We start from the raw sequence: 19,163 nt of genomic DNA, 5'->3' as shown, positions 1-19,163 counted from the left end.
TTAAACTTACAATTTTATTAAAAAGACACTATGCTCTTTATACATAACTCCCCTACTATTATTTTCAGAACAACCTAAAATCTCTTCCGTAAATAAAACATTCTTTACTGTGATATGGAAAAAATAAAATAATAATTTATGGATAATTATCATTCGAAACTTTCCGAGTTAATATTTTCGACTTTATTTTTTTTATTAATATTCGGGTTAAATTAAGGAAATATCTATACTCTTCCGCCTCTTTAAATACCATCCAAAAGATCCAATTCGGAATAATCAGGCACAAAATACTACGTATTACCATGTCCATAAATATATTTATGTGAAAAATATAACCAATAAAATCCGTTGCTATAACAGAAAATAATACAAGCACTACAAACAAAATATATCTAATAAAATATACTTTTACAGATTTTTTAAAAATCATTTTAAATATAATATAAGGATCATACCAAAAGTAAGTACATAATCTACTAATAACAGTCCCTAAAAGCACTCCTGCTATTCCTATTTGTTTCGCGAGAATTATAGAAACTACAATATTTATAATTGCCGCTATGATAGGTCTATACTTCCCTTTTTTAAATAAACCTGTGGTTTCTCTAAAAATTGTAGTTGTATTTTGCATTCCTGAAGTGAAAAAATTAAGTAATATGAAAAATAATACATACTTATTAAACACATATTCCTCACCTAACCAGAGTGTTATAAATGGATTTATCAAATTCCAAAGGCAAACTGTACAAAATCCATATATCCAAAAATTAAAAAAGTTAATTACACGAAAAATAAAATATTTTTTTTCTGCATTTTCTTTCACATTCAAATTTCCAACACTAGCAGTGATAGAATAAAACAAATAGCCTAATAAGGTATTTAATGTATTTAAGATCAACAAATAATTTGAATACACACCAACCCAAATAATTCCAATGAATTTCGATATAATTATATTATCTGTTGCATTAATTACTACACCACTAATTTTATATAGTAACAAGGAATACAAATTCTCAAAAAACTCTCGTCTGTCTGCCTTAGATAATTTCGCATTATTTTTTTCTTTTAAAAATGGATATAATTTATTTGCCTTATTTGCAATATATACATTCTCAATTACTTTCAATGTTAATTGAACTATCAGTACTACAATGTAATCACTAATAATTATTAATAAAACAATTTGTAATGCGTTAGATATAATTATGAACAAAGTGTGTATTTTAGAAATGATATAGTTACTTTGATCAGCAATAATAATAGATTGCTTATATACAAAATAATATGAGGACACCGAACTTATTAAAAATAAAAGATAGATAATGTTAATGTCTTTAATCATAGTATCTGCATTCACTAAATAATCAAGAAATGGTAATAGAGATAACCCTAATAATAAAACTACTACTCCTATTAATCTGTATGCTTTTTGATATAAATTCATTAATGCCTGTATTTTATAGATATCCTTCTCAGCTAATGGCCTATATAAACTATAAATTATAGCTGTATCAAAGCCTAAATTAGCTAGGGAAAACATCAATAGTATACTTGTAAAAAGCCCATCCACACCTAAATATTCTATACCGAGTGTATAAATAAAAACAGTTCGAACAACAAATCCCATGCCAATACTAATTATTTGTCCAGACAAACCGAATAAAATATTTTTTAAGGAATTTTGTATTCTCATCGTAATACCTTCTATATTTTAGTTGTTTTGCGTACCCACTCTACTAAATTTGGCACTAATCTTCCTCTTTAAAATAGGGAAAAACTTTGTTATCCTGTATTTTAATAACGCTTTTCTTCGTTGCGCCTTGAAATCATAATCTAGAAACCAATTTAGTAAATTTTTATCTGTAATACAATCACAATTTTGTTTCATTCGCACTTGGATTAAATTCCAATACATTTCAATGAATGTATTAGTAAAAAACTTCACCTCACTATTTAAAGAAGTTTTAACGTACTGATAAAGATTACTTGGAATATTAAAACCATATTCACGAGGATCTCTCCCTTCAGCAATAATTCCCATAATTGTTCTTAAACATTTTTCACATTTACAACAATTTTCTTCATTTTTAAAACATACCCTGATATTAACAGGTTCTTTACTAGCTGAATAATGGTCCACAACAACTTTAATCTTTTCTTGCCTAGTAAGTTCGTATCCATCATGAAATACTGTTCCAGATGCATATTTTATTTCATTATCCACAGTTGGATCAGATGCACAAGTAACTTGATATAATGGAGAATTAGAGCTTGCAATGTATATACATTTTATCTTAAGTTTAAAAGCTATTGGAATAGCTGCAGATATTATTGCTAGACCATGATGCAATCCATGCCACCATGTATCGTTTAACTTTTCTCTAAAATCATGGTCAATGTTCCCTGCAATTATAAAGGTCCCATAGTTGGATTGTATAAAAATATTTTCTAGTCCATTATCCTTTACAAAATTTATGGCATTTTCTTTATCTGCCTCCCATACTTTACTACCCTCTATTTCATTTTCATGCCATCCATATTCAGTAACTAGCAAGGGGTTTTTATCTTTTATTCTTATAAATGTAGTAAGTGCATCTAATCCCCCACTAAATAAAGATGCCGCTTCAAATTCCGGAATGTAAACATTATCAATAATTTCTCCTACATCCACGGATCCTTTAAATTTCACACCAGGAAACATGTTTTGATATGCATTTTTTATATTATTTAAACAAATATAAAAAGATTTATCTAGTTCATTTATTACTATTGTTGAATTAGTAATCCATACAAGAGGAACTACATTTGCAACAAACGGAATAGCCAAAATACTTAAAGGGATATCAGATACATCATAGTTATATTCAAGAAACATATGATTACTTGTCTTAAAATACTTTTGTAAATCCCCCTTAATACTAAAAGAATAATCAACTCTATTATTTCTTACGACAATTTTATCGAGAATTATACTATTCATTTGAGCCTCCTAATAAATCGCCATTTTTATCAAAGTACATTTATTAATTAGAGAACTGTTTTAACCATTGATTTACTACATCAAAATTCACTTGAACATCCGTGATAAACTCTGAATTTATCATTTTTTCAAGATTATTTAAATCTTCCCTATCAATCAGATTTAAATTATACGTTTCGCCCATCCCCTTAGCTCTTTCATCTATGGAGATAATTATTGCACGTTTTTTATGACGCATAGCAAATATGCCGCCATGTAAACGTGTTCCAATATAATCGACGGCTGTATTTAGGATTTTTTCATACGCCTCTATAGTAGGAGGTATAATTTTTATGTCCTGTATACCCTCTAAAGTTTTTAAATATTCAAAATCATCAGCGTCTTGTATCCAAAAATAGACATTTTCATAACTTTTGTTAAGTGTATCTATCAATAATTGATCTTTTTCACGATTTTTATAATGATGGGTTAGTGTAAAAACAACCGATTCCGATTTTCCACTTGGAATTCCCCTACAAAAATCATGCGTAAAAGACCACAAAGTTGCACAACCAGTATTTAGAGCTTTAAAGCCCATTTCTTCTAAAATTTTTTTTGTTCTTTCATCTCTAACGCTATGTATATATTCATGTGATAAAACTTTTCTATATAACATTTTTGTATAGGGATTTATTTTATTCCCTTTTCCTGCACCAACTCCAACCAGAATACTCCCCTTTAAAGGACCATAATTAAATATATTAATATTCCACTGCGGAAAGTGCGTAAACATATCCATTGCTAGCAAATTCGAACCACCTACAAACTTATATTTCGCATCACTATAAATCTTTACCCTATTTGATTTTCTCGCTACTTGGTACCAATGAAAAGGTGAAACATGAGTAGGTAATGTTAAAACATATGCATTTTTAGTTATATCAGAAAGATGATGCTTTACACACTTCATTATTATATCGTCACCCTTGTTAAGAGAACCTACCGATGTATCTAATACTAAAACATTCTCCATAAAAATAATTCCCCCAAGTATCTTTTATAAATAGTAAAAGATTTTTTAGTTTTATAACTTAATCTATTCTAATTCAATTAACCTATATATCTTTTCCACTTCTATTTCATTACCATAATTTTTTTGGCTTACATTATTAACAATTTCACTTCTGAATTCAACATCATCAATCATTTTTTTTATTCCTTCGACAATTCCCTTTATACCCATTGGACAAATATATCCATCTACCCCGTTCTCCAGCTGACTTTTGGCAGTTGAAAAATTAGTTATTAATACTGGTTTCTTAAGAATTTGCGCTTCCCGAACTGTTACTGCCTTCCCTTCGTATCTAGAAGGTTGTACATAAATATCACATGCTTTTATGTACGGGTACGGATTAATCTTCTTACCTAGTAAAACAAATTCATCTTGAAGTCCTAATTTATCTATCAACAATTTAAGTTCCGCTTCTTGAGGCCCATATCCAACTATGTACCACTCGATATCATACCCTTGATCTAATAGTTTTCTAAGCGCATATATAGCGTCATCAATTCCCTTAGCATGAGAAAGTCTAGCAACAGTAACTAACTTGATTCGCTCTCTATTTATTGGTATTTCCTGAGTAATATCTCCTTCATTAGATTGTTCGCGAACAAATTCAGAATCTATTATATTTTCTATCACTTGCACCTTTTTATTAATATAAGGCAGACTATTCAGGAATGTATCTCTACAACTTTCGGAAACCGCCACAATATCATCCATTTCCCTCCACATTTTACATTCCATTTCTTTGTTAAGTTGTATGTTCGAATAATCAGTATGAATCCACCCAATTTTTCTTTTCGCTCGAACTTTATCCCCTATAAAATAATGCGGCCATAAAAAACTTATCGCAACATCGTACTCTTCTCTCAACTTTGGAAGAAATGGAAGAGATATTCTCCATCCATATTGAATGACGAAGTATCCAGGTTCTTTACTATTTACATATCGCCCATGCATAACGCCCATAATTCTCCCTATTATCCTAGTAATCCCAATTGAGTAATGCCCTTCTTGTAATATCTGCTTAATTGATTTTCTAAAAGTAGTATATTGTTGCAATTCCTCTAATAAATTCGGCTCTTTAGGTAGTAAAGAGAAAAATCCACCTTCATGTTTAAATAACATTAAATCTATATCATACTTACTGTAATCAATTGTATTTAATAAACCAATCAAACTTCTTTCTACTCCACCAATTTCCATATCAAAAGATGTAATTAATATTCTTTTCTTTTTCATTATAGGATACCTCACAAAATCTATTATTGATTTCTCTTCCTCATTTTATATTTGTATTTTGCTGTTACGCTCAACAAATCTCCTTATACATCAGACATATAAAATGAAAATAAATTAGATTATCCTATTTCTTCCTTGCGCACAATTCCATATAACGATAGCCACTCGTAGATGTTATCGTTAATATCAAAGCCTAATTTCGATATATTGTTAATTATGAATTCCCTGTCAGGTCTTTCTTTTAACAAGGCTTTATAAATTTCTTTACACCATATTTCAATTTCTTCATCTAAGTCAACAAATGACATTATCCCTAACCCCATATCAGTATTATTAGGTAGCGTATCTGCTACAACACATGGTACACCTGCAGATTGCGCTTCTAAAGTTACAATACCAAACCCCTCAAACAAAGAAGGAAAAATAAAAACATCAAAACTCTTCATGAGTCGTGGAATATCCTTCCTAACCCCCAAAAATCTAATATTTTCAAAAATCCCTAATTGCTTTGCTTTTAATTCAATAGAAACCCTTAACGGGCCATCTCCTACTAAAATAGCAACAAAATTTGAATCTCGTTTTAAAATTTTCTTTAAAACTTTTAGGATAAAAATTTGATTCTTTGACTCTGAAAAACTTCCTATATGTCCTATTAATTTTGTTGCATTCGGTATATTAAGTTCCCTTCTTACGCTGACACTACTCCCAGCGTCTATATCAGTAAATTGATTAATATCTATACCGTTTTTAATTAGTTCTATCCTCTCACTATGAAGCATCCTTTCGCCAAATAAAAAACGTGCTGCTTCAACGCTGCACGCACAATAATTAGTTCCAGCATATTTAATAATAGATTGCAAAACCTTTAGGATAACTCTTGCTTTTATTCCAGAGTCTTGTGGCCAATTATTACTATGCGAATGACAAATCCTCTTTTTTATACCAGCTATTTTTGCCGCTACAGCAACGAAACCACCTTGATAATCCGTATGTGCATGTACAACTTCATATTGATTATCCGACATAATTTTCACAAGTTCTTTAACATAGGAAAAAGGTCCTATTTGTCCTAAACTAGGTACCTTATATATTCTCCCACCTAACGCCATTATTTCATCTTCATAATCATTTTTCTCATTTCGATGAGATACAAAATCAAACTGAAGCTGCCTCTTATCTATTTTCCTATATATATTCATTAGTAACGTTTCAGCTCCCCCGCGATTCAGAGCGCTGACAATGTGTAAAACCTTCTTTTTATTTTTAGGTCTAAGCTTAGAATCTATCCCCATTTAACAATCCTCTCCCAGCATCTTGCACTTTATTATCAAAGTAGGTTGCTCTTATAGATAATTCCCAGAGTAATTACATGTTCATATACAAAATAAATAAAATAGCACACTAGAACTGCATAATAAATCAACTTTTGATCTTTATCTGTAAATGACTTCACAACCCAAGAAATTAATATTAACTGATACAATCCAAAATATATGGAGAATCTAGCAAATATCCAATTTTGTGTTGAAATAATCATAAAAACAAGACCTAATATAGACATATTTACAATATAATCACTTTCAGGGAATAACGCCCTCATTTTATCTTTCCCAAGGTAAGCCAGTATAATTGGCACTATACTCACAGCAACCCTAAGTATATTGGCACCACCTTCATGAAATTCCTTATATTGACCATATTGAGTATTTCCAATTGCCGAAAATAAAACTTCCGAAAACTGATTAAAACCTATAACTACACATACTGCTAAAAAAAGAAGCAAATATGTCGTTCCTGACCAGGCTTTTTTTCTTACAAAAAAGTAGATTGGCATAAGAACTAATGCACTTGCATGAAATGTTGATGCGCATAATACAATTGCCATATATTTTTTCCATTTTCCTTCAAAAATATATTTTGTGGCAGCAAAAATAATTGCAGCGGCTAAATATTGCCTAATCCCATTCATTGATGTTAAATACATACCCGACGTCATATAAACATATAAACTTAATTCAATTAGTCTTGAATATTTATATAGTGTTGCTACAATGAGTACATTTGTTATCAATGCTGTAGTAAAAACCATTACTTGAGGATCATCCGCATATTTTTTCAAAACCATTTGAAAAATATTAAAGCCCATGTCTTTGTTAGTTTGAACATACTCCCAATTAAACTCCGTTATTTTATATGCATGCATATAAAAATAAGTATCCCCAATATTATTCCGAAGTCCCGCTACCAATACAAGTGATAGAGCCGCCATTAAAACCAATAATCTATTTGGCTTTATCAATGTAAAATTATTAGTTACAGGTATAGCAAAATACCTTGCAAAAAATGCGAGTATGAATACGATAAAAAGATTCATCCAAAGTATAGTCATTATTATGTCCTCTCATTTACTTACTAAGTAAATCCCTATATATTTACTTCCATTCTTGTTTTCATTGTAATGTAACTATAAAGAATAACTCCAAATGGCAATGCGCAAATCGTAAGACCTTTGCATGGCGACTCTTGCATAAATCTTTTATTTTTCGCTATAAAACTACTAGATACATAATGTACAGCTTGCCTATACTTGAATACTCGATTAGTAAATGGTAATTTCATAAGTTCCTTACGATAAAAAGCAAAACCTCTTGGATTTTTACGATATTGATTTAGCATATTCATTGATGAACCGTCAGGCATGTATTCAACATAGCAAAGAGGTTCGTTCATCAGTAACATCTCATACTGCTGATCTAACATATAATATTTATATGCTAACCCAACATATTTTTCATTTTTAAAAATTGGGTATGGATATTTCTTAGTCAATTCTGTGCGATAGACCAATTTTTTATCACCTGTGACACCATGTTTGTTGTAAAGATTAAACAACGTGGAATATTTAAGGTTTTCTGGTAACTTTGAGCCAATTATTTGCCCATTTGTATACAAATCCAATCCAATTATCCCACTCACTTCATCATTCCCATATCTACTCCAAAAAGAAAGGATTTTTTCTACAGCATCGTCTGGCATATAATCATCAGAATCAATACAAATATTTAACTCCGTATCAATCATTTCGTATGCTGTATTATGAGCACCATGCATCCCTTGATTTTGTTGCCAATGATACATAATTTTTATATATTTTTCAGCAATCCAGCTATCCACCAATTCTTTTGTGTTATCACTAGATCCATCATCTATTATTAACCAAATAAAATTCTTACATGTTTGACGTTTTAAACTCTCATAACAATTTGTAAGACAATATGCTCTATTATAAGTAGGGGTGAAAATCGTTAAATTCTCCAAATTACTCACCTCGAAAGTACGGAATAATAGTCTTGAGTTAATTCTGCCGTATGTTTTATATCGTAGCCTTTCTCCCAAAATACTTGAGCTGGTATTTCCCTCGGAAAATTACTAATTTCTATATTTTTCATTTTTTCTATCCAAGCCATTTTATCTGCTAGAGGAACATGTTCAACTAGATTCATTCCCAAATCCACTTCTTTCGTAATAGCATCCGATATAATACAAGGCAAACCAACTCCTTGCGCCTCTATGAGAGTAAGTGGCAATCCCTCATGTATGGATGGAAAAACAAATACATCAAATGCTTGAAGTATCCTTTCTATATCAGCTCGTATCCCAAGAAACATTATATGCTTCTCCAAATTTAATTCCCTCACTTGATTTTCAATTTCCATACGAAGTGGCCCTTCGCCAGCTAATAAAAGAATTGAATTCGGCCTAAATCGAGTTAACTGCGCGAATAATTCTATAAGGTAAGCATGATTTTTTTGATGAGCAAATCTTCCAACATGGCCAATAACAAGAGCGTCTTGCTCAAGCTGTAATTCTTCTCTTACATGTTTTCTCATTTCTGGAATGAACAAAAATCTATCACAATCAATTCCATTTTTTAAGATTTTGGCTGTATCAGCTTTATCTGCAAATAACCATCTCGCAGCTGCATTTGAGCATGCTAACAAATGCGTTGCACATGTACCTATAGATTTTCCTGCATACCATTTATAGATTTTTGCAGTAGCACCACCTTCACTACTAGTATTGTGACTATGTGCAATCCTAACTGGCACCCTTGCTTTTTTAGCTGAACGAAGTACCAATCCACTCATTTTATCCATATGTGAATGAACGATTTTATATTGCGGATGAGAGCTAAAGAAGGTATTTAATGCCTTTATATAGCCTCTATGACCAACATCCGTAACATATGGAATTCTATGAACTTTTCCGCCCAACTTTACTATTTCTTCATCAAACACTCCTTCTTTACATGTTAAAAAATCAAATTGAACTTTGGAACGATCTATATTGCGATATAAATTCATAATTAAAGTTTCGGCTCCGCCTCTATTCATATTTACGACTACATGTAATACTCTCAATGGAGTGCCCAATTTAAATCCTCCATTCCATCCATATATGTTGTATAAATTTCTTTTTTCTCTTTCAACACTTCATTAACTGAATATTCACTTGTAATAATAGTACGTCCACACTGTCCAAACTGAGCTTGTAATTTAGTATTTTTAGAAATAGTATTTATTCTTTCAGACATCGTCTTTATATCATCACGATCTATAATCCAACCATTTTTATTACTAATAATTAGCTCCCTATGTCCCCGATTGTCCGTAGCGATAACCGGAAGTCCACAAGCCATAGCTTCCATAATATTAACTGGTAAACCTTCCCGGTAACTCGATGCAACTGCAAGATCAGACATCTGTAACAAAGAGGCTATATCATTCCTATAACCAAGAAAGTGAACCATATTACTCACGCCTAGTTGAGTCGCTATTTTTTTGCACTCTTCCATTAACGGTCCTTCTCCAGCAAGCAAAAGCTTCGCATGTGGCATTTCATTTTTCAATTGTGCTAATACACGGATTAAAAAGCTTTGATTTTTATTCTTATTAAATTCAGCAGCATAAAACATTAAAAAATCTTGTGATTTATAGCCACATTGTAGCTTTAATTCTCGTTTCTCAATTTCAGTTACAGGAGTAAACCGTTGTACATCTATTCCTACACCGTGAACTAGCTTAATATCTTTCACTGGAAAGCGATGTTTAACTGCTAAATCATAATCTTCTTGGTTAATTGTTATTAGACAATCCGTATGAGAAGCTAGAATTCTTTCAATCGGATAATAAAGCAACCAATTCATATACGGTGATCCTTTACAAAAGTGAAATCCATGTGCTGTATATACGACTTTCGTTCCTTGCCGCCTGGCTTTCTGAGCAGCTAAACGAGCAATTACTCCTCCCATAGGCGTATGACAATGAATGATATGATATTTATTTTGATCAATAATTGATTTTAGTTTTTTATATACGTGGATGTTTTGTATACTAAGAGGTGACCTTTGAATAGGAATATTATATTTTCGAGTTACGTACGGAAGATGTATATTCCCATTCGCTGCAACATGTACTTCCCATCCTTGTTCTGAAAACCATTTCAAATACGGTAAATGAAAAGCCTTAAAATGATAATCTACAGTTGCACAAAACAGAACTTTTTTAGACACCATCCCACGCACCCGTCTTATATAATTTTTTTCTATTGACCTGATACAGGTATTAACAGTTTTAAAGTTTTACGCTGATTTACTAACTTTAACAATCGTTTTCTTAATTCTACTTCGTTTAAATCTGTATAACTTGAAATAAACTCTTCAATTTCTTCTATACGAACATTCATTTCTTGTCCTACGTAAATCCTCGGATGAATTTGCTTTTCATTCATTTCATCTTCTTTTAGTAATTCTTCAAAAAGTTTCTCCCCTGGGCGTATACCAGTAAATTCTATTCCTATTTCATCCACAGAATTTCCTGATAATCGAATAAGATTTTTGGCAAGGTCGACTATTTTCACTGGTTCTCCCATATCCAATACAAAAATCTCTCCACCTTTAGCTAAAGCACCAGCTTGCACTACGAGTCTTGATGCTTCCGGGATTGTCATAAAATACCGAACCATATCAGGATGAGTAACTGTAACTGGTCCACCATTTTGAATTTGCTTCTTAAATAAAGGTATAACACTCCCTCTACTTCCTAAGACATTCCCAAAGCGTACAGTAACAAACTTTGTATGACTTATTTTATCTTTATGTTGAATTACCATCTCAGCTAATTTCTTTGTTGCTCCCATAACACTCGTCGGGTTCACAGCTTTATCAGAGGAAATCATAACAAACGTTCCTACTCCATGTGCTCTCGCTGCCTCTGATACATTCATAGTTCCAATCAAATTATTTTTAACAGCCTCTTCAGGATTATTCTCCATTAGTGGTACATGTTTATGTGCAGCTGCATGATATACAACATTTGGAAGATGTTTATTCATTATTAAATTCATCTTTTTTTCATCTTGTATATCTGCGATTTCAGGAATAAACGTGCCTTTCATATCTCCATATTTTCTGTTTAATTCCATTTCTATAGAATAAATACTATTCTCCCCATGCCCTAGTAAAATCAACTTTTTCGGCCTAAATTTTGCAATTTGTCTACAAATTTCCGAACCAATTGAACCTCCTGCACCAGTAACTAAAATAACTTTGTTAGTTATATAATCTGAAATAACATCCACATCAAGTTCTACAAGATCGCGCCCTAATAAATCTTCTACTTGAACATCTCTGAATTCGTTCACCGATACTTTACCCGTTACTAAGTCTTCTAACATCGGAAGAATTTGAGTTTTCACTTCTGTTTTTAAACATCTTTTCAAAATAACATTTTGCTCTCTTTTGTTTAATGAAGGAATTGCTAAAATAATTATTTCAATATTCAGTTTTTTAACAGTGTACTCAATTTGATTCATACCACCAATTACTGGAATACCCCAAATATCAAGATTATGTTTTTTTGCATTGTCATCGATAAATGCGACTGGCATTAATTCAGCGGCACTATTCTTCAACAACTGCCTTGCAACCATTGTCCCAGCAGATCCCGCACCAACAATTAACGTTCTTTTTTTATCACCCTTTTTTACATAATAAATATCTCTGTACATTCTCCATATAAAACGTGAACCACCAATTAATAAAATATGAATCATCCAAGTTACAACTAACAGCCGAAAATACATTTTTGGCATGATTAGTTGCTGCACAACTGCTGTAGCAATTATAGAAAATGTAACAACTTTGCATATAATGAGTAATTCTCCTATACTTGCATATTCCCAAGCTTTATTATACAACTTATATATTAAAGCAAATAAATGATGACTGACTAATAGAGTGATAGAGCTAATAATTGATGATAAAGTGATAACACTAAAGCTAGCATTTACAAAGAAATAACTAAAGAAAATAGCACTTAACACAATCATTGAATCCATTAAAAGCAATAACGATATCCTCCGTCGATACGTCATGTAACTTCCTCCTTTAATCAATTCCATACTTAACTCTTTCAAATTTAAAGTTTCTAACTATATTCTCTTTATTAAAAACACATAGTTAGAAACTTTAATAAAATAGGGGCATCTAACCCTCCCTCACATTACACTCTTGATGACTCGCATCTAAGGTTGTTTTCACAACCCACAGCATAATCGAGTGCCTCCGTTGATAGCGGTAAGGAGACATCACCACATCGTATCCCTTTAAAAAATTCTTTATAAAGAACATCCTGATATAAGGATATTAAATTCATTTTTCTAAAGTACATTTATGTTATTTATACTTTTCCATTCAAAATCGCACCTAATATCCTACTTTTCGTAAAACTTAACGCCCTTTTCGTTTCAAGCGCATCTTCATTCACAGTATGATTATAACGGATCACCAATAATACACCTTCACATTTATCAGCCAATACACTCGTATCCGTTACTTCTAGTACAGGAGAAGAATCAAATAATATAATATCGTATCGTTCCAGCGCCTTTTGAATTAACATATCCATTGCATCTGAACTAAGCACTTCAGATGGATTAAATGGTACTGGTCCGCTAGTTAATACATCCAGACTTTCCATCTCTGTTTTTTTCACGGCGCCCTCTAAAGTTGTTTTTCCGTTCAATATATCAATTAATCCAATTGTATTTTCTACTCCAAACATTTCATGAATCGTTGGTGTTCGTAAATTTGCATCTATTACCAATACTTTTTCACCTTTTTGTGCTATTGAGACTGCTAAATTAACTGTAATCGTTGATTTTCCTTCACCATACCTCGGAGAAGTAATAACTATAGTTCTGCTTTTATGAATAGATGAAGATAATTGAAGGTTTGTTCGAAGCGAACGATACTGCTCCGAAATTTTCGATCTTGGAGCGGTATGTACAATTATACTTTCTCCTTTAACTTTATTTGTTTTTCGTCTATTTTTGTAAGCCACTCCGTTCCCTCCCCCAATAATACCGTATTTTTTTTACTGAATTTGTCTTTCACATTTTTTCTATTCATTTTAGATATTCCGCCCAAAACAGGAACATCTAACAATTGTTCAATTCGCCGTTCCGATTTGATTCTCTCATCAAGTGAATCCAATAAAAAAATGAATCCAATACTGAGCACCATACCTATAGAGAATGCAATTAGTATCGTCTTAAAGTGATTTATATTTATAGGCATAGAATGTTTTTGAACTGGGTCTTCTGGTAATATACTCACATTATTAAAATTCAGTATATTCGCTACTTCTTTCTTATAAACAACGGCTGTAGTATTTGCAATTTTATGAGCAAGCACAGGATCTATATCCACTACATTTATTCTCATAATCTGGGACCCTTGCACACTTTCTGTACTTATTTGTCCACTTAATGCACCTGCAGATCTGTTAATATTCAATTCAGCAGCCACTTTTTCTAATATTACAGGCTCATTTACCATCGCTTTCAATGTATTCATCGTTTCAGCATTAGCTTGAACAATAACCCTTGCTGAAGAGGCATATAATGGTGTTTTTACATATATAGTATACATCGCTCCTGCTACTGTTGTGAGAGTTGTAAATAATAGAATGATCCAAATTCTTTTCCGTATAATAGTAAATAGATTTTTCAAATTTATTTCCTTATCCATAACTTCCCTCCTCATTTAAAACCAATGAGCTTCAACTTGAAATTGACATCGAAAACTTAAGAAAAAAACAATATTTTCATTCTTTTTAATATACAAACATTTCTAGTTAATGCCATTTTAGTTCTTTATACAGAACGAGTCAACACAAATTATTTTCACTAAATTACTTCCTGATGACACTAAAAAAAATGCGACAATATTCGTGTTTTTTCACTGTAGATAAATGACGAAAAAGCCCTAATACCGTAGTATTAGGGCTTTTTTCTCTCTTAGTATAGAGACATATATTGGTCGCGTTCCCATTGGTGAACTTGCGTGCGGAAAATATCCCACTCAATTTCTTTTGCTTCAATGAAGTGCTCAAGTAAATGATCACCTAATGCGCCACATACGATTTCATTAGATTGTAAAGTAACTAACGCTTGCGCTAATGTTGCTGGTAAGTCAACGATACCTGCTTCTTCACGCTCTTCTTTTGTCATTACGTAGATGTTACGGTCTACTGCAGCTGGTGGAGTTAATTTGTTTTTAATTCCATCAAGACCTGCTGCTAATAATGTAGCCATTACTAAATACGGGTTTGCAGCTGGATCAACACTACGTACTTCTACGCGTGTACTGATACCGCGAGATGCAGGGATACGTACTAATGGGCTACGGTTTTGTGCAGACCATGCTACGTAACAAGGTGCTTCATATCCAGGTACTAAACGCTTGTAAGAGTTTACAGTTGGGTTTGCTACCGCTGTAAATGCTGGTGCGTGTTTTAAAATACCTGCGATGAAGTGACGAGCATCATCACTTAATTGTAAATCACCGTTTTGATCGAAGAATACATTCTCACCATTTTTAAATAATGATAAGTTACAGTGCATACCTGAACCGTTCACACCGTATAATGGTTTCGGCATAAATGTTGCGTGTAAACCATGTTTACGAGCAATCGTTCTTACAACAAGCTTGAATGTTTGAATGTCATCACATGAGCGAATTGCATTTGCATATTTAAAGTCAATTTCATGTTGACCTGGCGCAACCTCATGGTGAGATGCTTCAATTTCAAAGCCCATTTCTTCAAGTTCAAGAACGATATCACGACGACAGTTTTCCCCTAGATCCATCGGCGCAAGGTCGAAGTATCCACCGTTATCGTTTAATTCTAATGTTGGATTTCCTTTTTCATCAACTTTAAATAGGAAGAATTCTGGCTCTGGTCCAAGATTGAAATCTGAGAATCCTAATGCTTCCATTTCTTTTAACACACGCTTTAAGTTGTTACGTGGGTCGCCATCAAACGGAGTACCATCAGCATTGTAAATATCACAGATTAAACGAGCTACTTTACCTTTTTCAGCTGTCCAAGGGAAAATTACCCAAGTATCTAAATCCGGATATAAATACATATCAGATTCTTCAATACGTACGAAACCTTCAATAGAAGATCCATCAAACATCATTTTGTTATCAAGAGCTTTTGTTAATTGGCTCACTGGAATTTCTACGTTTTTAATTACCCCTAAAAGGTCCGTAAATTGCAGACGGATATACTTTACATTCTCTTCTTTCGCCAAACGGAAAATATCTTCTTTTGTGTACCTAGCCATTATAAATTCCTCCTTAGTCCCTCTAAACACCTTCAGAATCAGTTATCTTTAGTGAAAAAACCTTGAAATGTCACCTTGTCGCAATGAGGTCCGATTAAATCTACCTGTATGTTGTAGTTCATCTCGAAGAATTTTGCGAAGCTCGGATTTTGAAATTTCTTTCGTTTCTTCTTTTACTTTCACTGCTTCTGTTTGATTTTCTTTCATTTGCAATACTTGTTTAATTCCGGCCATATTTAAGCCTTGATCTAACAAATCTTTAATTTCCAACAATTTATCTACATCGTTAAATGAAAATAATCTACGATTCCCTTTTGTACGGGTTGGAAAAATAAGATTATGCTCTTCATAGTAGCGAATTTGACGTGCAGATAATTGTGTTAAATCCATTACAATACCAATTGGAAACAGCGGAGCAGAACGTCTATCTTCTTTCATTGTTTCAGTTCCTCCTTCGCCTTAACTGTTTCTCATTTTATACCATGTTATGTTTAGTGTCAATAGATGTTAGCTTTTCTTACATGATTTTTTTGTGGATTTTTTCATTTTTTTCTAATGGCACAAATCATTACTTTCACACGAAAAAAGCTGCCGAAATCGACAGCTTTCCTTTAAGAAATTGTTAATAGTTTTTTTTCAATTAACGCATCAATCGCAGAACAAATCGCAATCTTTACATGAGAATAAGTTAACCCACCTTGCACGTAAGCAACATAAGGCGGACGAATCGGACCATCAGCCGACAGCTCAATACTTGCACCTTGAATAAACGTCCCCGCAGCCATAATTACATCATCTTCATAACCCGGCATATAGTTTGCATATGGAGTGAAATGAGAATTAATTGGAGATGCATATTGAATCGCTTGACAGAACGCAATCATACGATCTTTATCATCAAATTGAACAGACTGAATTAAATCTGTTCTTGGTGCATTCCAAGCTGGTGATGTATTCATCCCTAACTTTTCTAAAAATGCAGCTGTAAAAATCGCACCTTTTAGCGCTTGTCCCGCTACATGCGGCGCCAAGAAGAAACCTTGATACATTTCTTGCAAACTGTATAAAGATGCCCCTGCTTCCGCACCGATTCCTGGAGATGTTAGACGATATGCACATGCTTCAACATACTGCTCTTTACCAACAATGTAACCACCAGTTTTAACAATTCCACCGCCAGGATTCTTAATAAGAGAGCCTGCCATTAAGTCCGCACCAACATGACATGGCTCTTCTTCTTCAATAAATTCGCCATAGCAGTTATCTACAAATACAACAACATCAGGTTTAATCTCTTTCACAAACGCAATCATCTCTTTAATTTGTGAAACAGTAAACGACGGACGAGTAGCATATCCTTTTGAACGCTGAATACCAATCATCTTCGTATTACTATGGATCGCAGCTGCAACAGCTTCAAAGTCTACAAATCCCTCTTCAGTTAACGGAACTGCGTTATAGCCAATATTATATTCTTTAAATGAACCTACACCTTTTCCGCGTACACCAACGATTTCTTCTAACGTATCATATGGTTTTCCTGTTATGTATAGCAGTTCATCTCCTGGACGTAAAATACCGAATAGAGCTGTCGAAATTGCGTGAGTACCTGAAATAATTTGTGGACGAACAAGACCCGCTTCTGCCCCAAATACATCAGCATACACTTTTTCTAACGTGTCACGACCAATATCATCATAACCATAACCTGTCGTCGGAATAAAATGCGAATCGCTAATTTTGTGTTTACGAAAACTTTCTAATACACGAAATTGGTTACTCTCAATCACTTCATCCACATGTTTATGTACTTCTGTAATTTGACTTTCTACTTCTTTTACAATTGGATCAATTTTTTCTCCATTTTTCAAACGATCAAACATTATTTTCTCCTTCTTCCACTAAAAATCTCTTTAATTGCCCCTTAAGCGATGAATGAGCAAATATATACCCTGTACAATCATATACAAATTTATCTTCTAGAAACTCCATTTTAGTTAATATTGTTTCTGTCTTTAAAAGCGTTAATAACCTACCTTCACTCGGAGGGATTTCCACTTGATAATCATTCATTTCTTCCTTCATCTTCGTTTCTAGCGCTTCTTTTATACGCAATAAATCACTTTCTTCAAAAGCACTAGTCATTAAGAAATCACTTTTCGGAAATGGAATGAAGTTTTGATGCAATTTATCTTTTTTATTATATAACGTAATAATAGGAATATGATTAATTTCAAGGTCCGACAATAATTGTTTTACTGTCTGCTCATGCCCTACATAATTAGGATCTGCAGAATCAACAACATGTAAAATAACATCCGCTTCCCCAGCTTCTTCTAACGTAGATCGAAAAGCAGCAATTAGTGACGTAGGTAAATCTTGTATAAAACCAACCGTATCAGTCAAAAGCACTGTATAACCAGAAGGTAACGGCATCTTTCTTGTCGTCGGATCTAGCGTTGCAAACAATAAGTTTTCTTCAAACGTATCAGCTTCCGTTAATCTATTAAACAACGTAGATTTCCCTGCATTTGTATACCCAATTAACGCAACTTGAAACACTTTATTATCTTTTCTTCTCTCACGATATCTCTTTCGATGCTCCACAACAACCGCAAGTTGTCTCTTTATTTCATCAATACGAGATCGAATATGACGACGATCTGTCTCAAGCTTCGTCTCTCCTGGTCCCCTTGTACCAATTCCACCACCAAGACGTGATAAAGCAAGACCTTGTCCCATAAGGCGCGGCATTGTATATTGCAATTGAGCTAATTCTACTTGAAGCTTACCCTCTCTCGATTTCGCACGTTGCGCAAAAATATCTAGTATTAACTGCGTTCGGTCAATCACTCTCGCATCTAATACTGAAGATAAATTCCGAATTTGACTTGGTGTTAACTCATTATTAAAAACAATAACAGCTGGTTCTAATTCTTCCGTCAACGCTGCAAGCTCTTCTAGTTTACCTTTTCCTATATAAGTCGCCGGATGAAACTTCGGGCGCTTTTGCGTCGTTGATACTAACACTTCCGCTCGCGCAGTTTTCGCTAGCGATGCAAGCTCTTTCATGGAATGCATAAATTTTTCATCATCATCTTGTGGCAATTGACAGCCAACTAATATGATTTTTTCTTTTTCTTCCATCAAATATGTTCACTCATCCTTTTCGAAATTTAAACCTTCTAATATAATAGCAGA

16 protein-coding genes are annotated in these 19,163 nt (G+C 33.0%); all 16 read right to left on the bottom strand.

Annotated elements, in window-relative coordinates; genetic code table 11:
* Nucleotides 1–136: 136 nt before the first annotated feature.
* Nucleotides 137–1,696 carry a lipopolysaccharide biosynthesis protein gene (locus MKX66_RS01325; protein ID WP_215590077.1) on the bottom strand — a complete coding sequence of 520 codons (1,560 nt, stop codon included), beginning with the start codon at nucleotides 1,694–1,696 and terminating at the stop codon, nucleotides 137–139.
* Nucleotides 1,697–1,714: 18 nt separating this feature from the next.
* Nucleotides 1,715–2,983, bottom strand: a complete 1,269-nt coding sequence (locus MKX66_RS01320; RefSeq protein WP_002128600.1) for a hypothetical protein — start codon at nucleotides 2,981–2,983, stop codon at nucleotides 1,715–1,717.
* A 43-nt stretch (nucleotides 2,984–3,026) separates the two neighbouring features.
* A complete protein-coding gene (locus MKX66_RS01315) occupies nucleotides 3,027–3,995 on the bottom strand; it encodes a polysaccharide pyruvyl transferase family protein (protein ID WP_215590078.1) in 969 nt (322 codons plus the stop codon).
* Nucleotides 3,996–4,058: 63 nt separating this feature from the next.
* Complete coding sequence (locus MKX66_RS01310; protein ID WP_061674188.1) at nucleotides 4,059–5,267, bottom strand: glycosyltransferase; 1,209 nt, start codon at nucleotides 5,265–5,267, stop codon at nucleotides 4,059–4,061.
* 119 nt (nucleotides 5,268–5,386) lie between these two features.
* Nucleotides 5,387–6,559 (bottom strand): glycosyltransferase family 1 protein, encoded by a 1,173-nt coding sequence (locus MKX66_RS01305; protein WP_341085327.1) that lies wholly within the window; start codon nucleotides 6,557–6,559, stop codon nucleotides 5,387–5,389.
* A gap of 35 nt (nucleotides 6,560–6,594) precedes the next feature.
* Nucleotides 6,595–7,656, bottom strand: a complete 1,062-nt coding sequence (locus MKX66_RS01300; protein ID WP_215590081.1) for an EpsG family protein — start codon at nucleotides 7,654–7,656, stop codon at nucleotides 6,595–6,597.
* Nucleotides 7,657–7,691: 35 nt separating this feature from the next.
* The gene (locus MKX66_RS01295) at nucleotides 7,692–8,585 is read right to left on the bottom strand and encodes a glycosyltransferase family 2 protein (RefSeq protein ID WP_002128603.1); all 894 of its coding nucleotides are present in this window, start codon (nucleotides 8,583–8,585) and stop codon (nucleotides 7,692–7,694) included.
* Between the two features lie 5 nt (nucleotides 8,586–8,590).
* Entirely contained in the window at nucleotides 8,591–9,700 is a 1,110-nt protein-coding gene (locus MKX66_RS01290; RefSeq protein WP_215590082.1) for a glycosyltransferase family 1 protein, read from the bottom strand.
* Nucleotides 9,685–10,842, bottom strand: coding sequence for a glycosyltransferase family 4 protein (locus MKX66_RS01285; protein WP_215590083.1), 1,158 nt, complete (start codon nucleotides 10,840–10,842; stop codon nucleotides 9,685–9,687). The genes MKX66_RS01290 and MKX66_RS01285 overlap by 16 nt, the downstream gene beginning before the upstream one ends.
* 29 nt (nucleotides 10,843–10,871) lie before the next feature.
* Nucleotides 10,872–12,701: a polysaccharide biosynthesis protein gene (locus MKX66_RS01280; RefSeq protein WP_215590084.1), complete on the bottom strand. Its 1,830-nt coding sequence runs from the start codon at nucleotides 12,699–12,701 to the stop codon at nucleotides 10,872–10,874.
* Nucleotides 12,702–13,006: 305 nt separating this feature from the next.
* Nucleotides 13,007–13,669, bottom strand: a complete 663-nt coding sequence (locus MKX66_RS01275; RefSeq protein ID WP_002128609.1) for a CpsD/CapB family tyrosine-protein kinase — start codon at nucleotides 13,667–13,669, stop codon at nucleotides 13,007–13,009.
* Nucleotides 13,618–14,358, bottom strand: coding sequence for a YveK family protein (locus MKX66_RS01270; RefSeq protein WP_215590085.1), 741 nt, complete (start codon nucleotides 14,356–14,358; stop codon nucleotides 13,618–13,620). Before MKX66_RS01270 ends, MKX66_RS01275 begins: the two co-directional genes overlap by 52 nt.
* Before the next feature lie 269 nt (nucleotides 14,359–14,627).
* Entirely contained in the window at nucleotides 14,628–15,962 is a 1,335-nt protein-coding gene (gene glnA / locus MKX66_RS01265; RefSeq protein WP_002014472.1) for a type I glutamate--ammonia ligase, read from the bottom strand.
* Between the two features lie 48 nt (nucleotides 15,963–16,010).
* Nucleotides 16,011–16,400: a transcriptional repressor GlnR gene (gene glnR, locus MKX66_RS01260; protein WP_002014475.1), complete on the bottom strand. Its 390-nt coding sequence runs from the start codon at nucleotides 16,398–16,400 to the stop codon at nucleotides 16,011–16,013.
* 173 nt (nucleotides 16,401–16,573) lie between these two features.
* Nucleotides 16,574–17,845, bottom strand: a complete 1,272-nt coding sequence (locus MKX66_RS01255) for a methionine gamma-lyase family protein (RefSeq protein WP_341085324.1) — start codon at nucleotides 17,843–17,845, stop codon at nucleotides 16,574–16,576.
* Entirely contained in the window at nucleotides 17,838–19,109 is a 1,272-nt protein-coding gene (hflX, locus tag MKX66_RS01250; RefSeq protein ID WP_002033471.1) for a GTPase HflX, read from the bottom strand. The genes MKX66_RS01255 and hflX overlap by 8 nt, the downstream gene beginning before the upstream one ends.
* Nucleotides 19,110–19,163 lie beyond the last annotated feature (54 nt).

This window comes from Bacillus sp. FSL R9-9530 (genome assembly GCF_038008145.1).
Classification (GTDB): domain Bacteria; phylum Bacillota; class Bacilli; order Bacillales; family Bacillaceae_G; genus Bacillus_A; species Bacillus_A mycoides.
The sequence above is the reverse complement of the archived record's forward strand: the minus strand, read 5'-3'. Positions and strand labels throughout refer to the sequence as shown.

Excerpts from the sequence above, each read along its gene's own strand:
- MKX66_RS01310 (WP_061674188.1), bottom strand. The coding sequence starts at position 5,267 with ATGAAAAAGAAAAGAATATTAATTACATCTTTTGATATGGAAATTGGT.
- MKX66_RS01255 (WP_341085324.1), bottom strand. The coding sequence starts at position 17,845 with ATGTTTGATCGTTTGAAAAATGGAGAAAAAATTGATCCAATTGTAAAA.
- hflX (WP_002033471.1), bottom strand. The coding sequence starts at position 19,109 with ATGGAAGAAAAAGAAAAAATCATATTAGTTGGCTGTCAATTGCCACAA.
- glnR (WP_002014475.1), bottom strand. The coding sequence starts at position 16,400 with ATGAAAGAAGATAGACGTTCTGCTCCGCTGTTTCCAATTGGTATTGTA.
- MKX66_RS01320 (WP_002128600.1), bottom strand. The coding sequence starts at position 2,983 with ATGAATAGTATAATTCTCGATAAAATTGTCGTAAGAAATAATAGAGTT.
- MKX66_RS01270 (WP_215590085.1), bottom strand. The coding sequence starts at position 14,358 with ATGGATAAGGAAATAAATTTGAAAAATCTATTTACTATTATACGGAAA.
- MKX66_RS01305 (WP_341085327.1), bottom strand. The coding sequence starts at position 6,559 with ATGGGGATAGATTCTAAGCTTAGACCTAAAAATAAAAAGAAGGTTTTA.
- MKX66_RS01315 (WP_215590078.1), bottom strand. The coding sequence starts at position 3,995 with ATGGAGAATGTTTTAGTATTAGATACATCGGTAGGTTCTCTTAACAAG.
- MKX66_RS01285 (WP_215590083.1), bottom strand. The coding sequence starts at position 10,842 with ATGGTGTCTAAAAAAGTTCTGTTTTGTGCAACTGTAGATTATCATTTT.
- MKX66_RS01300 (WP_215590081.1), bottom strand. The coding sequence starts at position 7,656 with ATGACTATACTTTGGATGAATCTTTTTATCGTATTCATACTCGCATTT.
- MKX66_RS01280 (WP_215590084.1), bottom strand. The coding sequence starts at position 12,701 with ATGACGTATCGACGGAGGATATCGTTATTGCTTTTAATGGATTCAATG.
- glnA (WP_002014472.1), bottom strand. The coding sequence starts at position 15,962 with ATGGCTAGGTACACAAAAGAAGATATTTTCCGTTTGGCGAAAGAAGAG.
- MKX66_RS01325 (WP_215590077.1), bottom strand. The coding sequence starts at position 1,696 with ATGAGAATACAAAATTCCTTAAAAAATATTTTATTCGGTTTGTCTGGA.